At 51.2% G+C, this 16989-nt stretch carries 12 protein-coding genes and 1 riboswitch; of the genes, 2 read left to right on the plus strand and 10 right to left on the minus strand.

What is annotated here, in order from left to right; genetic code table 11:
- Positions 1 to 8: 8 nt before the first annotated feature.
- The 7 genes from CXIVA_RS04175 to CXIVA_RS14085 all read right to left on the minus strand — a co-directional run bounded on the left by CXIVA_RS04175 (position 9) and on the right by CXIVA_RS14085 (position 10389).
- Entirely contained in the window at positions 9 to 1097 is a 1089-nt protein-coding gene (locus tag CXIVA_RS04175) for an iron ABC transporter permease (RefSeq protein WP_050979217.1), read from the minus strand.
- A gap of 83 nt (positions 1098 to 1180) precedes the next feature.
- Positions 1181 to 2431, minus strand: coding sequence for an ABC transporter substrate-binding protein (locus tag CXIVA_RS04180; RefSeq protein ID WP_013976779.1), 1251 nt, complete (start codon positions 2429 to 2431; stop codon positions 1181 to 1183).
- Positions 2432 to 2457: 26 nt separating this feature from the next.
- Positions 2458 to 6108: a hypothetical protein gene (locus CXIVA_RS04185; RefSeq protein ID WP_013976780.1), complete on the minus strand. Its 3651-nt coding sequence runs from the start codon at positions 6106 to 6108 to the stop codon at positions 2458 to 2460.
- Between the two features lie 163 nt (positions 6109 to 6271).
- Positions 6272 to 7177 carry a hypothetical protein gene (locus CXIVA_RS04190; RefSeq protein ID WP_013976781.1) on the minus strand — a complete coding sequence of 302 codons (906 nt, stop codon included), beginning with the start codon at positions 7175 to 7177 and terminating at the stop codon, positions 6272 to 6274.
- A 75-nt stretch (positions 7178 to 7252) separates the two neighbouring features.
- Positions 7253 to 8905, minus strand: a complete 1653-nt coding sequence (locus CXIVA_RS04195) for a sirohydrochlorin cobaltochelatase (protein WP_013976782.1) — start codon at positions 8903 to 8905, stop codon at positions 7253 to 7255.
- Positions 8906 to 9193: 288 nt separating this feature from the next.
- A riboswitch (cobalamin riboswitch) is annotated at positions 9194 to 9415 on the minus strand.
- 168 nt (positions 9416 to 9583) lie between these two features.
- Positions 9584 to 10225, minus strand: coding sequence for an FctA domain-containing protein (locus CXIVA_RS04205; protein ID WP_013976783.1), 642 nt, complete (start codon positions 10223 to 10225; stop codon positions 9584 to 9586).
- Entirely contained in the window at positions 10195 to 10389 is a 195-nt protein-coding gene (locus CXIVA_RS14085; RefSeq protein WP_041727610.1) for a hypothetical protein, read from the minus strand. Before CXIVA_RS14085 ends, CXIVA_RS04205 begins: the two co-directional genes overlap by 31 nt.
- Positions 10390 to 10694: 305 nt before the next feature.
- Here CXIVA_RS14085 and CXIVA_RS04215 point away from each other — a divergent pair, with 305 nt between their 5' ends.
- Together CXIVA_RS04215 and CXIVA_RS04225 are read left to right on the plus strand one after the other, a co-directional pair.
- Positions 10695 to 10943, plus strand: coding sequence for a hypothetical protein (locus CXIVA_RS04215; protein WP_013976784.1), 249 nt, complete (start codon positions 10695 to 10697; stop codon positions 10941 to 10943).
- Positions 10944 to 11254: 311 nt separating this feature from the next.
- The gene (locus CXIVA_RS04225; RefSeq protein WP_013976785.1) at positions 11255 to 12166 is read left to right on the plus strand and encodes a hypothetical protein; all 912 of its coding nucleotides are present in this window, start codon (positions 11255 to 11257) and stop codon (positions 12164 to 12166) included.
- A gap of 214 nt (positions 12167 to 12380) precedes the next feature.
- On the opposite strand, the gene aspS is transcribed toward CXIVA_RS04225, so the two are convergent.
- The 3 genes from aspS to hemZ are packed head-to-tail and all read right to left on the minus strand — an operon-like array spanning position 12381 to position 16985.
- The gene (gene aspS, locus CXIVA_RS04230) at positions 12381 to 14198 is read right to left on the minus strand and encodes an aspartate--tRNA ligase (RefSeq protein ID WP_013976786.1); all 1818 of its coding nucleotides are present in this window, start codon (positions 14196 to 14198) and stop codon (positions 12381 to 12383) included.
- A gap of 13 nt (positions 14199 to 14211) precedes the next feature.
- Positions 14212 to 15462: a histidine--tRNA ligase gene (gene hisS / locus CXIVA_RS04235; RefSeq protein ID WP_013976787.1), complete on the minus strand. Its 1251-nt coding sequence runs from the start codon at positions 15460 to 15462 to the stop codon at positions 14212 to 14214.
- Complete coding sequence (hemZ, locus tag CXIVA_RS04240) at positions 15453 to 16985, minus strand: coproporphyrinogen dehydrogenase HemZ (RefSeq protein ID WP_013976788.1); 1533 nt, start codon at positions 16983 to 16985, stop codon at positions 15453 to 15455. Before hemZ ends, hisS begins: the two co-directional genes overlap by 10 nt.
- Positions 16986 to 16989: the final 4 nt, after the last annotated feature.

Below are 16989 nucleotides of genomic sequence, written 5' to 3' on the forward strand. Positions count from 1 at the left end.
CCCGCATCTTACTTATGTCTCCGTCCTGCCCGCCGGTGAATCATGATGTAAATGACAATCGGCGCGCCGAAAACGGAAGTAACCGTACTGATATTCAGTTCCACCGGCGCAAACGCCAGGCGCGCCACCAGGTCACAGAACATGCAGAACACCGCGCCGCCGATGAAATTGCCCGGAATCACCACCAGGGGTTTTGTGGTACCAAGGGCTCCTTTGACCAGAAACGGCACCGCGATCCCCACAAAGGAAATCGGTCCGGCAAATGCTGTCACCGTCGCGGACAGAATGCTGGACAAAAGGATCAGGACCACCCGGAATACCCGGATATTCACTCCGATGCTCTGGGCGTAATTTTCTCCCAGCTGATAGGCACTGATGGGTTTTGCGCACAGCAGCGTCAGCAGAAAAGTCACCGCGATCACCACTGCGCCGATTCCCACATTGTCCCAGCTCATGCCGGAAAAACTTCCCTGAGACCAGCCATGGAGATTGACGATATCGGAATCGCTGGCAAAGGTAACCACAAAGTCCGTAACAGCCGAACAGATATACCCGATCATAATGCCGGCCACCAGCAGCGCCGCCATATTGCGGATCTTTCGCGCAATCAGCAGAATAAATCCGATGGACAGCAGGGACCCCAGAAAGGCCGCCACAATATACGTATAGGAATTGACGGTAACGCCATGCATCAGACCCACAATCATCACCAGCGCCACCACCATCTTCGCGCCGGAGGAAATGCCCAGCACATAGGGCCCCGCGATGGGATTCTCGAAAAACGTCTGCAGCAGAAAACCGGACAGCGACAGCGCGCCGCCCAGAATGGCTGCCATGAGAATCCGCGGCAGGCGGATAGTCCATATGATATTGACTTCTTTGGCATCGCCGGTTTTCGTCAGCAGCACATGGAAAATCCTGCTCACGGGAATATGCACATTTCCGGAATTAATATTAATGACAATAATCGCCAGAAACGCGATGGCCATGCAGATAAAAACCAGCAGACAGCGGCTGCGCCGCCGGAAGTTCTCAGAATGAAAACTCGTGGCGGCGCCTGCGGGTGCTCCTGGTTTTCTGTCAGATGCAGATTTCATACATTCTCTCCAGATGGTTTTTTACTGGCAGCAGCGGCTGCCGGGCCGCGGAACGCACTGCGGCAAATTGGTTTTTACGGAAATTACTGCAGTTTCGTTAAAAACTGAAGATCCGAAGGACTGTCTTCTGTAAACAGCCTGTGGAAATCCAGAATCATATTTCCTACGATGTCGGTCCGCTGATACATGGAACTGCCGGTAATCCAGCATCTGCCGTTTTTCACTGCCTTCATGTTTTTCAGGACCGGATCCTTCTGCAGCAGATCCTTCAGGGTCTTCACAGAGCTGTCAATACTGCCATTATACACGATATAATCCGCGTCGGAAGCAATATCATAAAATTTTTCCACAGTCATGGGCACCGATGAGCTGCCGGATTTGTCTGTGGCATTTTTGAAAATATACCTTCCGCCGGCCATCTCGATCATAGTCGGAACGTAATCCGTGCTGCTTCGCACCACGGCTTTTCCATCTGTGGAAATATAGAAAAAGGCCACTGTCTTTTCCGTGTTCTTAAAGTCTCTGATGCTTTCAATCTTCTTTTCCTGCTCCGCAAAGAAAGCATCTGCCTCCTTTTCGTGACCGGTCATAACGCCGTAGAGCTTGATCCATTCTGTTCGTCCCAGCGGATTGCTCTCATAGCTGGAACGGTCCACCAGCACCGGAATGCCCAGATCTTTAATCATTTCCTGCACTTCCGGCGTGTGGTAAATCATCGTGGATTCAATGGCCAGATCGCAGTTATTGCCCAACAGCATCTCGTAATCCGGCTGATTGTACTTGCCCGCGTATTTCATTTTTCCGCTTTTTAACGCCTTTTTCGGCGCGTCAAAGGACCAGCCCTTCTCATCCAGCGAGGTCATGGTTACCGTATCCAGCGCGTTCATCGAGGCAAACAGTGCCATGGACGCGGTGGCCGCCAGATAAATGTTTTTCGGCTGCTGAATCACTGTAATCTTGCTGTTCAGGCCCGCCGGCGCTTTTTTGCCTTCCGGCACCAGAAGGAATTTTCCCTCTTTTTCAATCTGGATCAGCGCATATCCGCCTTTGTACTTGTATACCTGATACTGTGTGGCATAATCCAGTTTTACCGTGGACTGATAAGTAAGCCCCTGAATCTGCGGTGCCTTTTGGGCTGAGGCAGAAGTTTCTGTCCCGGCAGAAGATCCGGCTTCCGCGGAAGATTTTCCGGACTCTGCCGATGATGCGGAAGTGACCGATGTCCCGCCGGTGGAAGATGTGTCGGTACGGCTGCTGCCGCACCCCGCCAGCACGCCGGTTACTGCGATACATACGGCGAGCAGAACTGCCGCGCCCTTTTTCATTCGGTTCATAATTGCCCCCTCTGTCTGATGATTTCTCAGGATTTTAATATCTTTTTCTCATAAGCGGCAAAGATCTGATCCGCCTCGTCCTCACAGCCATACAGCGCACCATAGACCTTAATCCACTCTGCTTTGGCCAGCTTCGCTTCTTTCTTTTGCTGTTCCGGAGATTTCTTCGTCTCCTTCTTCTGGCTGCCCGCAGTGCTCTTCTTCTGACCGTCCGCAGCGCTCTCCTTCTGACCGTTCTGCGCTGCCGCGCCTTTCTCCGCGTCATCCGTAAGGATCCGTTTTTCCTCCTGGTCGGACCGGTCAATTACCACCGGCGCGCCAAGGACGGTAAACCGCCTGATATACGTCTCTAATTCTGCCTTTTTCTTCTGAATCTCCGCTTCTTCCGGCGTCAGCGCGCCGGTTTCGCTCTGCTCCCCAGACGCCTGTGCGGAATCTGCAGACGTGCCCTCCTGCTGCGCGGTATCCGCGCCTTCGCTCGGTCCGGCCGCACTGCCGCTTCCCAGGGCTTCACTGCTGTCTGCTGCATTACCGCTGTCCGAAGCTTCACTGCTGTCTGCGGTTTTGCTGCTGCCCGGAGTTTTACTGCTGTCTGCGGCATTCTTTTCCGTTTCTGCTTTCTCCGGCAGAACGGAAGAAGGAAGAAGGGCCAGGCTGGTCTTTGTCTCTACCAGCACGCGGTAATCCAGATCCGACAGTTCTCCGGCCAGCTGCATCTTTTTCTTTTCCACTGCCTGCTGCAGATCCCTGTCTTTCAGCTGATCTTCCTTCATTCCCAGCGCGGCAACATAATCTGTCCGTTTCAGCTTCTTCAGGAACCCATTGGCTGCTTCCGAAGCAGAAAACGTCCGCTTGGAGGGAACCTTCACAATGATGTAATCTTTATCCAGTCCCGCAGGCACTTCCGTACCTTCCGGCACCAGCAGATAATTCACCACATTATGCTGATACAGTTCCTCCGTAATTTCCGTCTGGGACTTCGCAATGGGCTTGCCTTCTTCATCGTACTCCACGGCGCTTTCGGAAGAAGCGCTGTCCTTTGTTCCGGCATTCCCGGTTTTGACCTTCGTCTGTTTTGATTCCGTTTCGGCAGTTCCGGATTTTGTTTTTGTCTGATTTGTTTCTGTTCCGGTTTTTCCGGATTTCGTTTCTGCCTGTTTCGTTTCTGTTTTCTTTTTTCCTGTCTTATCTGTCTCCGCTGACTTCTTCTCTTCCAGCCCGGTATCTTCTTTCTGATTGATGGAGAGCAGTCGGATTCCGTTTTTATAACGATAAATCTTGAAATAGCCGGCGTATTTCACCTCGGTCTGTTTCGACTTTTTGCTGTCTTTCTCCGCTGTCAGACCCAGAATCTCAGGCGCCTGATCCGTCAGCTTGTTTTTCACCTCTGCGGCATCCTTCTTCGCTTCTTTGGCAGCTTTTACCGCTGCCTTGCTGTCTGCTTTCGCGATGTAAATCGAATACCGGATCCAGTGAGGCTGTGACATGGCCGTGGTGCGTCCGATCACTGTATTGTTGGCATTCAGATTCACCGGAATCGTAAAGGTGGAATTGCCGCCTCCGCTTCTGGAATAGGTTCTTCCATTGGCCTTCAGCAGATCATAGCTGGAACTGGAAAATACAATGGTGGCATAGGCCTGGCCGCCCCGCACAGTAATTTTATCACAGCGGATATAGGCCAGCCGGCCGGATCCTCCGGACCAGCTGAAGGAATCTGGTGTATACACGCCGTCCTTCAGTCCGGTTCTGCTGTCCACGGAGGATGTGCTCTTGCTGGAATCATCCTTCCATTTGGATTCCTTTGCCTTCTTTTTATCGTTTTTAAAAGATGTCTGCTTCCCTTTCGTCGCGTATCCGGATCTTTCGGAAGAAGCGGTTTTCTTTTTCTTCTTGCTGGGAGCCGCCGAGGCTTCTGCCGTCTTTTTTGCTCCGGAACTGTAGAAGATCATGGTATGCGGATACCACTTGTTCTCCCGTTTGGAATGGGCAGAAACCGTCAGTTTTTTATCCAGACCGGACACCGGCACCGTGTAGGTGTAGTAACCATTGGACACTTTATAGCGGGACCATGCTGTTTTCGATGCCTTCGCTGCTTTCGCCGGACTGCCCATATACAGATAATCATAGCCTTCTCCGGTCAGGGCGAAGGAGGCCGACATTTTGCCGTTCTTCTTCACCGTCAGGACGGCATACTTGACACTGGATTCTTTGGGCGCAAGATAGAACATCCGGTTATCTGTCGCTGCCCGCACCCTGTAGGTCCCCGGTTTCAGAGTTTTTTTACCGGTGGGCACCGTAATCTCCGGATTCTTTGTTTTTCCGGATGTCTGACCGGAAGAACTGCCTCCGGAGGGTTTATTTTCTTCCGTATCGGTGATTTTTTGGGAATTCTTACTCAAAAATGTGGAAACCACATACGATATGTCTTTTCCTCCCATCTTGGTAGTAGTAGCAACGATCGTTGTATCTCCGTTCACTTTAACCGGGATCCGGAAAGACGAAAGCGTCCCTGGCTGTGTACTCGGCGGATATTTCAAGCCGTTGGCATAAACCTGTGTAATAGACTCGCTGGAAAACACCAGGGTGGCATACGCCTTTCCTCCGCTGACTTCCACCCGTCCGCAGCTGATCGTTAACTTACCGATTCCTCCGGAAAACCGGAAAGCATCCGGTTTATAGACGCCATCCGGCACATCTGCAGCATTATCCACGGCTGCCGTCCGGCCGTCTGCGATGGGTTCCGCCAGCGTGATTTTACAGGTGTAGTTAATCCAGCGATTTTCTTCTGTCATTGCTTCCGTACGTGCCGAAAAATGCATGATGTTATTCAGATCCACCGGTACTTTGGCCTGCTGATCGCTGATGGCATAGACGTCTGTACCCATGGCGCCGGTATCCTTGTTGTACAGTGCCGGATCCTCTTTATTTGAGGCGGTTTCCCCCATATAAAAATGGGTCATATTCTGACTGGACGTTTTAAAAATCGCGTATGCCCTGCCATTTTCCACTAAAACCGATGTGCAGCTGATCTTTGCCTTGCCGGTGGCGCCGCCAAATATAAAATCAGATGCCGCAAGGGAATATTTCCCGTCCGGCAGCGTGGTGCTGTTGTCAATGCGTGAAGTGCCCCGAACCGTTACCGCTCCTGCATTTTCATCCTGTCTGGAAGCCGGAGCCTTGGAGACAGTTTTCTTCTTTGCGGAAGAAGCGGCTTTCTTCTTTGCTTCCACCTCATCCTTCCCGTCAGTTTCACTGTTTTTCTTTTGGGATGATACTTTCCCGGAACCACTGTCTTTCTCCGCGGTTTCACTTTTCGACGCGCTGTTTTTCTGAGCCGCCTCTTTTTCAGACGAGGTACTGCTGGCAGAAGTTCCTTTCTCTGCCTTTTCCTTCCGCTGCTCCTGACTGCTGCCGGTTTCTGTCTTACTGTCTGCGGCGGCCGAACTGCCTGCCGTCTCTGCTTCTTTGGATGCACTGCCGGCTGTGGAATGGCCTGCCGTATGACTGCTTTCTGCCGCAGCTGTTTTCTCTGCGGGCTCTGCTGCTGATGCTGCGGCTTCCTGCTGTCCGGCTGCATGCTCGCCGCCGGCCGTATCCCCGGCAAAAGCTGTCATCGGAGTCCCTGCGACGGATGCTGCCAGCATAGCGGTCAGTACTTTTACTTTCCAGTTTTTCATACGTATCCCCTTTTCTCTCCTGTTTCGCTGTTTTCTGCTAAACGCACAACGCACATGCAGAACTGCAGCCGTGCCGCAGTTCTGCATGTACATCTGTGTAAGGTCACGTTATCCTCTGTCCGGTATCGGATCTGACGGTCTGGTATCCGCCGGTCTGATGGGGTTAGCGGGTTTTGGCGGATTTTGTTTTGGTGTATTTTGTGCTGTATGTCTTTTTGCCGATCTTCGTGTTGGCTTTCACTTTCACCTTTACCACATTTCTGGATTTTGCTTTCAGTGTCAGGCTGCCGCTTTTCACGGTTTTGTATTTCCACTTCTTTGCCTTGCCGACTTTGTAAGCAACGGTATAATTCTTGGCGCTTTTTACTTTTTTAAAGGTCACTTTTACCGCTTTTTTCTTACTTTTCACTTTCAGCCCGCTGACTTTTTTGGCCTTGAATGCGCGAATTGCCTTTTTCTCAGCCGCTTTCTTTGCTGCCGCTTTTTTTGCGGCTGCCTCAGCCTCTGTGGTCAGACCGGCGGAAGAGATTTTTACTGTCATATCATACCAAATCTGTTTTCCATGAAGTTTCCCTTCCTCCGTGACAAGCAGAGAATGCCCATTTCCATGATTTGCTTCCAGATTCCTTTTCGAGCACTTTGCAAAGGATAATTCGGTATCCAGCGAAGAAACCTTGAATGTATAGGTTGCATATCCGGCACTGTCCTCCACTTTTGGCGCCCAGGCGGATTCATCCGCTGCTGCTGCCTGCTCTGCAGTTCCCGGATACAGGTATGCATATCCACTGCTGTTCAGACGCAGTTTTACCGTATACTCATTCCCATTTTTCACAGTCACTTCACAGGTGTCATGATCAACATCCGCGACTGAGATCATCTGTGTATTACTAATCTGAATGCCTGTCCGATACACCCCGTCCACATATTTTACCGGAGCTGCTGCTGTATGCACACTCCCGGCACTCCGGGCGGACGCGGACGCGCTGCCTGCCGCCAGAGCCGGTGTTGCCGCTGTAGCTGCAACCAAGGCAGCTGTCATAAGTACTGTCATTATTTTTTTCTTTTTCATCTGATTCGTCCTTTCCTCAATGGGCTGTTGTTCTATCTTTCTCCCACCGGTGCATGCAGCATTCTTTACGCGCAATTACCGTGTTTTTGCCGATTTCGACTTCGCATATTTGGTGCTGTATTTCTTTCCGCCGATTTTCGTGTTTGCCTTTACGGTTACTTTTACTTTTTTCCTGGATTTTGCTTTCAGCGTCAGCTTCGTGCTCTTGATGGTTTTATATTTCCATTTCTTTGCTTTGCCGACTTTATAAGCAACCGTATAACTCTTGGCGCCCTTCACTTTTTTAAAGGTTACTTTTACCGCTTTTTTCTTTCCCTTTACTTTCAGACCGCCGACTTTTCTGGCCTTGAACGCACGGGCTGCCTTCTTTTCCGCTGCTTTTTTCTTTGCTGCGGCTGCTTTCTTTGCTGCGGCTGCCTTCTTTGCCTCTTCCGCTTTCTTTGCTGCGGCTGCTTTTTCGATGGCGTCTTTCACGTGTGACACATAGATCTGCTGAACTTCCGAAATTTCTCCCAGTCCGTTGATCTGCGGCATCACGGCAAATCCTTTATTTATAAATCCGGTCTTCCAGGAATCCTCATCATCCCCAGCCATATCATTATTGGCATGGTCGCCGGCTACCACCATCAGCGGGCGAAGCACCACATTTTTATACTTCTTGTCGTCCTGTACTTTTTTGATTGTGTTTTCCAGAGACGTGGATTCCGGCTCTCCTTCTACCGTTCCTACAAACACGTTTTTGTATCCCAGGGAATCATATACCTGCTGCATTACTGTGTAAGTGGCTTTCGCCTCGTGGCTGGTGCCGTGCCCCATAAAGACAAAGGCCGTATCTTTTGCATCGCTGACAGACTGAAAACCTGCCGACTTTGCCGCTGCAGAAGCTATATTCTGTGCCACTGCCTTTCGGTCCGCGTCTGTATTCAGCAGCGGTTTGGCAATCGTCACTGTCATGGATCCTTTATTGTCCTTCACGTCATTCACCAGAAGATCATACTCGGTACCGCTCATCAGAGTCGTCGGCTGAATAATCACTTCTTTTACCCCGGCTTTCTTTGCCTGCTCCAGGGACTCCCGAATCGTATTGATGTGTTCCTCATCTCTTGCCAGGATGTGGTTGATAATTACCTGAGAAGTAAATGCCCGTCTGACATCATACTTCGGATACGCTTTGGTGATGGCCTTCTCAATTCCGCCGATGGTCTTGATCCGGCTGTCCGTATAGCTGGTGCCGAAACTTGCTACAATGATCTCCTTGTCCTTGGTCGGCGCTGTATTTAACGGGTTGTCTTTCGACGCGTCCCCGGTGCTTACAAAGTAATCTGCTCCGCCTGCGCCCGGATATTCATAACCTTCCGGTATCTCCGGTACAGCAGCTTTTTCTTCTTCGGAAAGCTGATTGTAGGCATATTTGGCCAATTTAGCCATTTTCTCTGTAATGACCTGCTGGGCCTTCTGTTCCGCCGGTGTTTTTTTCGGATGAATATAGATCTCCCCGATCAAGCCGGCTACCAGCATCGGGCAGTTGTTCTCATTAATATATTTTTTTCCGTCCTGCTCCGTCATAGCCGCAATCTTTCCGGTAATTTTCTTCACATTCGCCGCTGTAATCTCTGTCTTCTGCTCCTTATCGATTACGGGTTGCCCCGCTGCCATCGCCGGCACCCCAAAAGATGTAGCCATCACCGATGCTGCCAGAATTACAGTAAGCGCTTTTTTGAACTTCATGATCTCTCCTCCATTTTCCCTGATGCAATACCTGCAGTTATCCATCAAAACCAACCCCCGGCCGGTCTGGTATCCGTCCCTAACCCCCGGCTGACACGAAACCTGCGCAGACAGGCTCCGCCGCTGGACGGCCCAAGTCCGCCTGATCCTATGTTATAAAAGAGCTTCAGCAAAGGCTCTTATAACATAAAAACACCCTCCTTCCGGCTGGAATTCAGGTGTGCAGAAAACGTCTGCCGATCAGACACCGCTGACGGCAAACTTATGGCACACTTTTCCGAAAATACGCCATGTTCTTTTCCATCCAGCAGGTTTCCTGGCTTACAGATCTCTGCGCACCTGACCCTTCTCAAAGAAACAAGCCACAGACATGTCATGTGACAGACTTCCTTCAATGGGATCCCTCAGGTGTGCTCCCTGTTTACAGTGGTCGGACCGTCCGGGATTCTCACCCGGTTCCCTATTATCCGCCGCCCTTAGAGCAGCGGCACTGGTCGGACATTAAGTTTTGATTCGTATAATAAAATATTATCATCTGCACCATGCAGAGTCAACAAATGCGGCGGCTTTTTCTTCCGCTTTCGTATGCCGATTCTGCATAGTGCGATTCCTATATCTTTATCTGTTTCTTTTTTCCTGCTGTATCAAACAGAGCAGCATAGAACTCATTTTCACTTCTCAGCTTCTTTTCTTAATAATACCTGCTCCCAGCAGCGCCGCAGCCAGAATCAAGGCGATCCTGCCCAGCATCCATGCTCTGGTTCCGGGTCCGCCGGCTTCCGGCAGCACATAAGCCGTTGTATTGTAAAAGGTCATTGCTCCATCCAGCTTTTTCCAGCTGCTGTCATAATAAGTAATCGTACTTTGCAGGTCAGAGGAAATCTCAATTTTCACATAATAGACGGATTTGTCATATGCAATATGCTCTTCTTTTCCCTGCTGCTCCGTCAGTTTATAATAATAGGTTCCCGGCGACAGTTTCGGAATGGCAAAGGAAATTTTTCCGTCTGCGTCATTTTTTGCAGATACCGCCGACGCTCCGCTCAGCATATCGCCGTTCCGATCCACCGGAACCGCCTGGAAGGTAAATGCTCCGTCTGTCAGCGTACCGCCCAGCAGGACCTTCCTGGCGCGAATTTCGGCGGCTGTCGTTTCTGTCAGCGTATTGGTCAGCGTATAATGCGCCTCCGAAACCGTGATGTCCCTGGCATCCTGATGTGTGGTCACCGAATGCAGCGCGTAAGCCGCAATCTTTGTTCCCCCAGAAGTATCGGAACCGAAGTTTTCCATCAGATACCGGTTGTATCCGTCGGTTTCCATTCCAGGGCATTGCATCCGTCTTTCTGTGCTTTTCCGCTGTCACACTTTGTCCGGACGGCTCCGACGAAGCCGCGGCATCTGCCGACGGCACAGCAACCGCCAGTACCAGAAGAAGCATGGCGCAGCAGATGCTCAGCATTCCGGCGGCCTTCCCTTTCTGCCATAACCGGAAGTGTTTTCCCCTGTTTCTTCGTATGTGATTCACTTCATCATCCCCTTTTGGATCCTGCACACTTTGCCATTTTTATCATAATATAACATAGAATCAAACTTTTTTGAATTAGTCAAACAAAAAGTATGCTACTTCTTATTGTCATTACTTTTTGTTTTCAACCGCAAACAATTCCATGTTAGACATTTCCGGACATCCGCCTATAATAGAGTCAACAAAAAGAAATTCACAAATACAGGTTTCATCTTATTTGTTATTTCCTGAAAATAAACAATTTCAGAGAAAGGGGTTTTTACTATGAAAAACACAAGAACACAAGGTATCGTTGAATTAATTCTCGCTGCAGTCGCAGCACTGTTTCCGCTGATCTTCCGTTTCAGCTTTGATCTGACACTGGCAAATCCGGGCTTTAATGTACTGGTAGCTGTCTGCCTCCTGATCGCAGCCGTACTGGCCAGGGTCGCTGTCGACACACTGACCGGAACTTTCCACAGACCGACACCGGAGCATCAGCATCACCTGTCCGGACGCAGCAGTCTCGCGTAAGCGCGGAACCGATGCAGCAGGCAAACGGAACGCCGATGCCGGATCCACGGATCCGCGCAAAGGATTTCCCATTTCGGAAGAAAGGGCACAGCCGGGTATCTCCTCGGCTGTGCCCTTTCTTTTTCTCGTTCCTGTTTTTTCTGAATGTTATCGAGAAAATGCATCATACGCAAACAAAAGATATGCATTTTCGCAGATGACAAACAACTATTTTTTTATATAATAATTGTATAAATATACTCCTTTGTACACAAAACGAATGGAACACGCACCGGTACTTGTCGTTTTTCAAAGTAAAGGCGGTGGTAAAAATGAAGAAAAAGAACCTGTTTGCCGTCACGCTCTGTCTGATTCTCACGGCAGCCTGCTGCATCCCGGCGTTTGCCGCGGAAACCCGGCAGGAAAAAACCTGTTTTACCATGTCAAAGGAAGATCGGGAAGGGATCCTGTCCGCTGAAAAAGCTATTTTATCGGATGCCAATGCCATATTGGAAGCGGAAGACGCTTCCGCCAGCCCGGTGAAGAAACTGAGCCTGGATGAATTTGTAAAAGTATACACAAATACGGACGTTTTTTCCCTGAAGGATGATTCCGCAGGCAGTCTGCAGCAGCTGCTGAAAGCTTCTGACGCTGAGAATCATTATATTTATGAAGTGATCTTACATTCCGGGAAAACCAGCCTGGAAGTATGTCTGGAGAAGGGAAAGCCACTGACAGACAGCGAGAAAGAAAACCTGACAGACAAGGAAATCAAAGACTTTCAGCATAAAATCGGCACCTGGTACTGCACTTCTGTAACGGTCCATCCGGATCCTGTGATCACCGAAACCGTGAAACAGGCCGCTGATTCCGTAAACGGCGATCTGATTGCTGTCGATTCCCTCCCGGGGCTGCACGGCGCCCTCGCAGTCTCTGTGGAACACGGGAAAGCCACGAAGCTTTTTCCATTATCCGGAACGCTGGTATCCTATGATGCAATCAAGGATGCTGTTGATCAAAAGCTGATCACAAAGACAAACACCGGTTACAGCTACAGCAAAATCAAGACTCTTGCGAACGCCGACTACCGGAATGTGTCTTCGGAACAGTCCGGCGGCGGGACAGATGCTGCTTCCGGCAGATCCGCTTTTCTCCCGGGAATAACTGCCGGTATCCTGTGCGCGGCAGGCGTTATCGTCGTACTGGTACTCTGGAAAACGAGGAAACAGAAGGGCGCACGGTAAAAAGCTTCCGGAAATTCTCCGGAAAACGGAAGATCCGTCATTCAAACAGGAAAAAGAAAAGGAGCCCTTCCTCTGTGGATGGCTCCTTTCCGGGGATCTGGGGCAGAAACAGATCCCTTTTTTCTATTACAAATCTTTTTTTCTGTACAGATCCCACTTTTGCTGTTACAGATCGATGCATACAGATCTCTGCAGGCTCTTTCTTCGCAGCGAATCAGTTTTCTTCCGGCTTTGTCTCTGCCGGATCCACATCCGGGCAGATTTCCAGCCCCAGCTCCTGCAGCTGTTTTTCATCGACTACATTCGGCGCTTCACACATCAGATCAGACGCGTCTTTTACCTTCGGGAACGCGATGACATCCCGGATGGAATCCGCGTGTACCATATGCATCACCATACGGTCCAGTCCGTAGGCCAAACCTGCATGGGGCGGCACTCCGTACCGGAAGGCGTTTAACAGGAAGCCGAACTGCTCCCATGCCCGCTCTTTGGTGAATCCCAGCACCTCAAACATTTTCTCCTGGATATCATTCTGATGGATACGCACGCTTCCGCCGCCCAGTTCGGTTCCGTTTAATACGATATCATAGGCCACGGCCCGCACGCTGCCCGGATCGGTATCTACTTTCGGCCAGTCTTCTTCCATCGGCATGGTAAACGGATGGTGCATTGCCAGGTAGCGGTTCTCCTCATCAGACCACTCCAGCAGCGGGAATTCCGTCACCCAGAGGAAATGGTACTGATCCGGATCCATCAGACCCAGTTCTTCCCCCATCTTCAGGCGCAGCGCTCCAAGCACTTCCCATACAATCTTATTCCGGTCCGCGGCAAACAGCAGAAGATCGCCGGCCTGTCCCTTCATAGCCTGAATCAGCTGCTGCATTTCCTCTTCTGTCATGAATTTGGAGAAAGAGGATTTCACGCTGCCGTCGGACTTCAGCTGAATGTAAGCCAGTCCTTTGGCGCCGTAGCCTTTGGCAAATTCCACCAGCTTGTCGATCTGCTTGCGTCCCAGATCGCCCTTGCCGGGCACCGCGATGCCGCGTACGCTGCCGCCGGCCTCCAGCGCGCCGGTGAACACGCCGAATCCGCAGCCCCGTACCACGTCGGAGACATCGGTCAGTTCCATGCCAAAACGGGTATCCGGCTTGTCGGAACCGTAGCGGTCCATAGCCTCCTGCCAGGTCATCCGCGGGAACGGAATCGGAACCTCTACGCCGATGGCCTCTTTGAAGACATACTGCAGCAGACGTTCGTTCACATCCATGACGTCTTCTTCATTGACAAAGGAAAGCTCCATATCCACCTGGGTAAATTCCGGCTGCCGGTCTGCCCGCAGATCCTCGTCCCGGAAGCACTTGGTGATCTGCAGATACCGGTCATACCCGGAGCACATCAGCAGCTGCTTAAACAGCTGGGGAGACTGGGGCAGCGCATAGAAATTGCCCGGATGCACACGGCTCGGCACCAGGTAGTCCCGGGCGCCTTCCGGTGTGGACTTGGTCAGCATGGGAGTCTCAATCTCCAGGAAGCCTTCCTGCATCATAAACTGGCGGATCAGAAAGGTCACCTTGCTGCGCAGCATCAGATTCCTCTGGATATCCGGCCGGCGCAGATCCAGGTAACGGTATTTTAAGCGCAGTTCATCCTTGGTCTGGAGATTCTCTTCAATCGGAAACGGCGGTGTCTCTGACTCCGACAGGATGCGCAGGGTCTTTGCGATCACTTCGATTCCGCCGGTTTTCAGATTTTCATTCACTGCGGCGGAACGCTTCTGCACCTGGCCTTCCACCGCGATTACAAACTCATTGCGCAGGGTATAGGCTTTCTGAAAGCCCTCTGCGCCTACGCTGTTTTCATCAAATACAATCTGCAGAAGCCCGGAACGGTCTCTCAGATCCACAAAAATCAAAGCGCCGAGATTTCTCCGTTTCTGCACCCAGCCCATCACGGTGACTGTTTCGCCGATATTGGCTTCGGATACTTCTGTACATCTATGGGATCTGTGCAATCCCCGCATGGATTCTGCCATGGTCATCCTCCTGTCAGTCATTGAAAAATTCTACGATTTCCTGATAGCCCTGCTCGTTCAGCTGCTGTTTCTGGAATTTTTTATTTTTATTCATATGCACCATCAGCACCTGATTGCCGGCCGCCCGCTCCTTCTGTGCCTGGGCGATGACCTCTGTCAGACGCTCCGCCGGATAATTTTTCTCAATCAGATAAGCCTTTTTCGTCCCCTGTGACGGCACCTGGAAATCATTCTCCAGAAGCAGCATGATAATCCGCTCAAATCCGATGGAAAATCCGCAGGCCGGCACATCATGCCCGGTGAAATTGCCTACCATCCGGTCATAACGTCCGCCGCCGCCGCAGCTGCCGCCGAACTGGGGAATCGCGATTTCAAAGATGGTACCGGTGTAGTAAGACATGCCCCGCACCAGGGTCGGATCAAATACCATCCGGAACTCTGCCTGTCTGGCGGTCTCCACACTGGAAATAATCTCTTCCAGGCTCTGTACCACTTCCGCTTCCAGATAGTCTCCCAGGGCATCCTTCAGATACTGCAGTCCGTTGTCCGCCGCCTCAATGCCGCCAAACAGCTGTACATAGCGCGCGATGGCCGCCGGATCATAACCGGCCTGCTCCAGTTCCCGGGATACGCCCTCCAAGCCGATCTTGTCCATCTTGTCCAGAATAATGAATACGGTGTCGTAATCTTCCTCGGCAAATCCGCTGTATGCCGCCATGGCTTTCAGGATCCGGCGTTCGTTAATCCGGATCTCAAAATCCCGGAATCCGATGCGGCCCAGGGTGGTGGTGGTGGCCAGGATCAGCTCGATTTCCGCCAGATTGGTGGGTTCTCCCAGAATATCGATATCGCACTGCATGAACTGACGGTAACGGCCTCTCTGGGGACGGTCCGCTCTCCACACGTTGCCCATCTGCAGCGCTTTGAAGGGAGAGGGCAGGTCATTGGCATGGTTGGCATAATATCTGCACAGCGGAACGGTAAGGTCATAGCGCATACCGCAGTCTACCAGATCCATCTCTTCCTTTGCCTCCGCGAGTTTCAGCTTTTCTCCCCGTTTCAGCACTTTGAAGATCAGTTTTTCATTTTCTCCGCCCTGCTTGCTGTTCAGATTGGCGATATTTTCCATACAGGGGGTCTCAATCTGTGTAAACCCAAATGACTGATAGGTCTCCGTTATGATATGCATGACATAATTACGGATCTCCATCTCCTTCGGCATGATATCTTTCATGCCGGTTACCGGCTTTTTCTTTAATGCCATCCCAGTTCCTCCATTTTCCTGCGCTTTCGTTCTATCATCTCATCGATTCGTTCGAGATAATTGGTAATATCCTTTACATTTTCCACCCGTTCAATCCGGGCGGACGCACCGGTCTGCCGCCGGACTTGCGCTGTATTCGGCAATACAAACTTCGTGCTGGCGCCGGCACCAAGTGCCATTATAGTCTGTTTTTCTTCCATTATCAAGATATTGTACAGGCCCTCGCAGCCCCTGCGGGCGTAGCCGACGTTTTCAAAATTTCCCGCCATATTTTTCTGGCGGTACAGATAGTAGGGCTCCAGCCCCATCTCCCGGCAGGCATCCGCTGTCAGCCGGATGGTCTCCCAGGTATTGTCGCTGCGGAATCCCCGGTAGTCTTCTTCCTGTATCCGCAGTCTGGCCGCCCGCTTGATGGCCAGCGAGTGAACCGTCAGGTTGTCCGGCTTCATGGCTTTCATTTCTTCCATCGTCGCCCGCACATCGTCAATGGTTTCTCCCGGAAGTCCCACGATAAGGTCCATATTGATATCATCAAAGCCCATCTCCCGCGCCAGGGCAAATGCCTCCCGGGTCTGCTGCACCGTGTGCCGTCTGCCGATAAGGTCCAGGGTCTCCTGTTTCATGGTCTGGGGATTGATGCTGATTCTTGTCACCGAATGCTGTTTCAGTACGGCGAGTTTTTCCCGGGTAATGCTGTCCGGTCTGCCGCCTTCCACACAGAATTCCCGGACATGGCTCAGATCAAAGGTCTGCTCGATCTTCGTCAGCAGCCGGTCTGACTGCTCCGGGGTCAGTGTGGTAGGTGTGCCGCCGCCGATGTATATCGTGTCTAAGTGATGTCCGGTCACTGCCTGTGCCGTAAAGTCCATCTCCTTCTCCAGACAGTCCAGATAGCGGTCCACCTGATCTGCCCACCTGGTCAGCGGGTAGGATGTGAAGGAACAGTACGCGCATGTGGTCGGGCAGAAGGGAATCCCGATGTACAAACTGTATCCGTTGGCATAATCCATGTCCGCCAGCAGCTCCTCTTCTTTCCGGGCCACTTCTATGGCCAGGCCGATCTTTTCCTCGGAAGCAAAATATTTTTCCTTCATGTATGACCGGATCCGGGCTTCGCTTCTTCCTTCTTCCATCATCTGAAGGGGGATCTTTGTCGGGCGAATTCCCGTCAGCGTTCCCCAGGGCAGCGTCCGTCCGGAATAGGCACAGAGCAGTTCATAAAGCTTTTGTTTCAGCCGGTTTTTGGTTTCCTTTCGGTCCGAGAAGTTCACCGCTGTGCTTCCGGACAGCTCGGTTTCCTCCCCGGAAGCACCTGCGTGAAACGCAAAACGGATGCTTCCAGGAAATTCCTGAGAAGCATCTTCGTCGGCATGCTCATATGTAACTGTCATACGGAAGGACACCGGGTCTGTTTTCCGGCAGTCCCGGTCTGAGACATACACATCTTCCCCGGGATAAAATGCCTTCACCAGGGAATGTATGTCATATTCGAAATTCGGTTCATTCAGCTTAACTGTAATCATATCT

Source organism: Clostridium sp. SY8519 (genome assembly GCF_000270305.1).
In the GTDB taxonomy this organism is placed as follows: domain Bacteria; phylum Bacillota; class Clostridia; order Lachnospirales; family Lachnospiraceae; genus SY8519.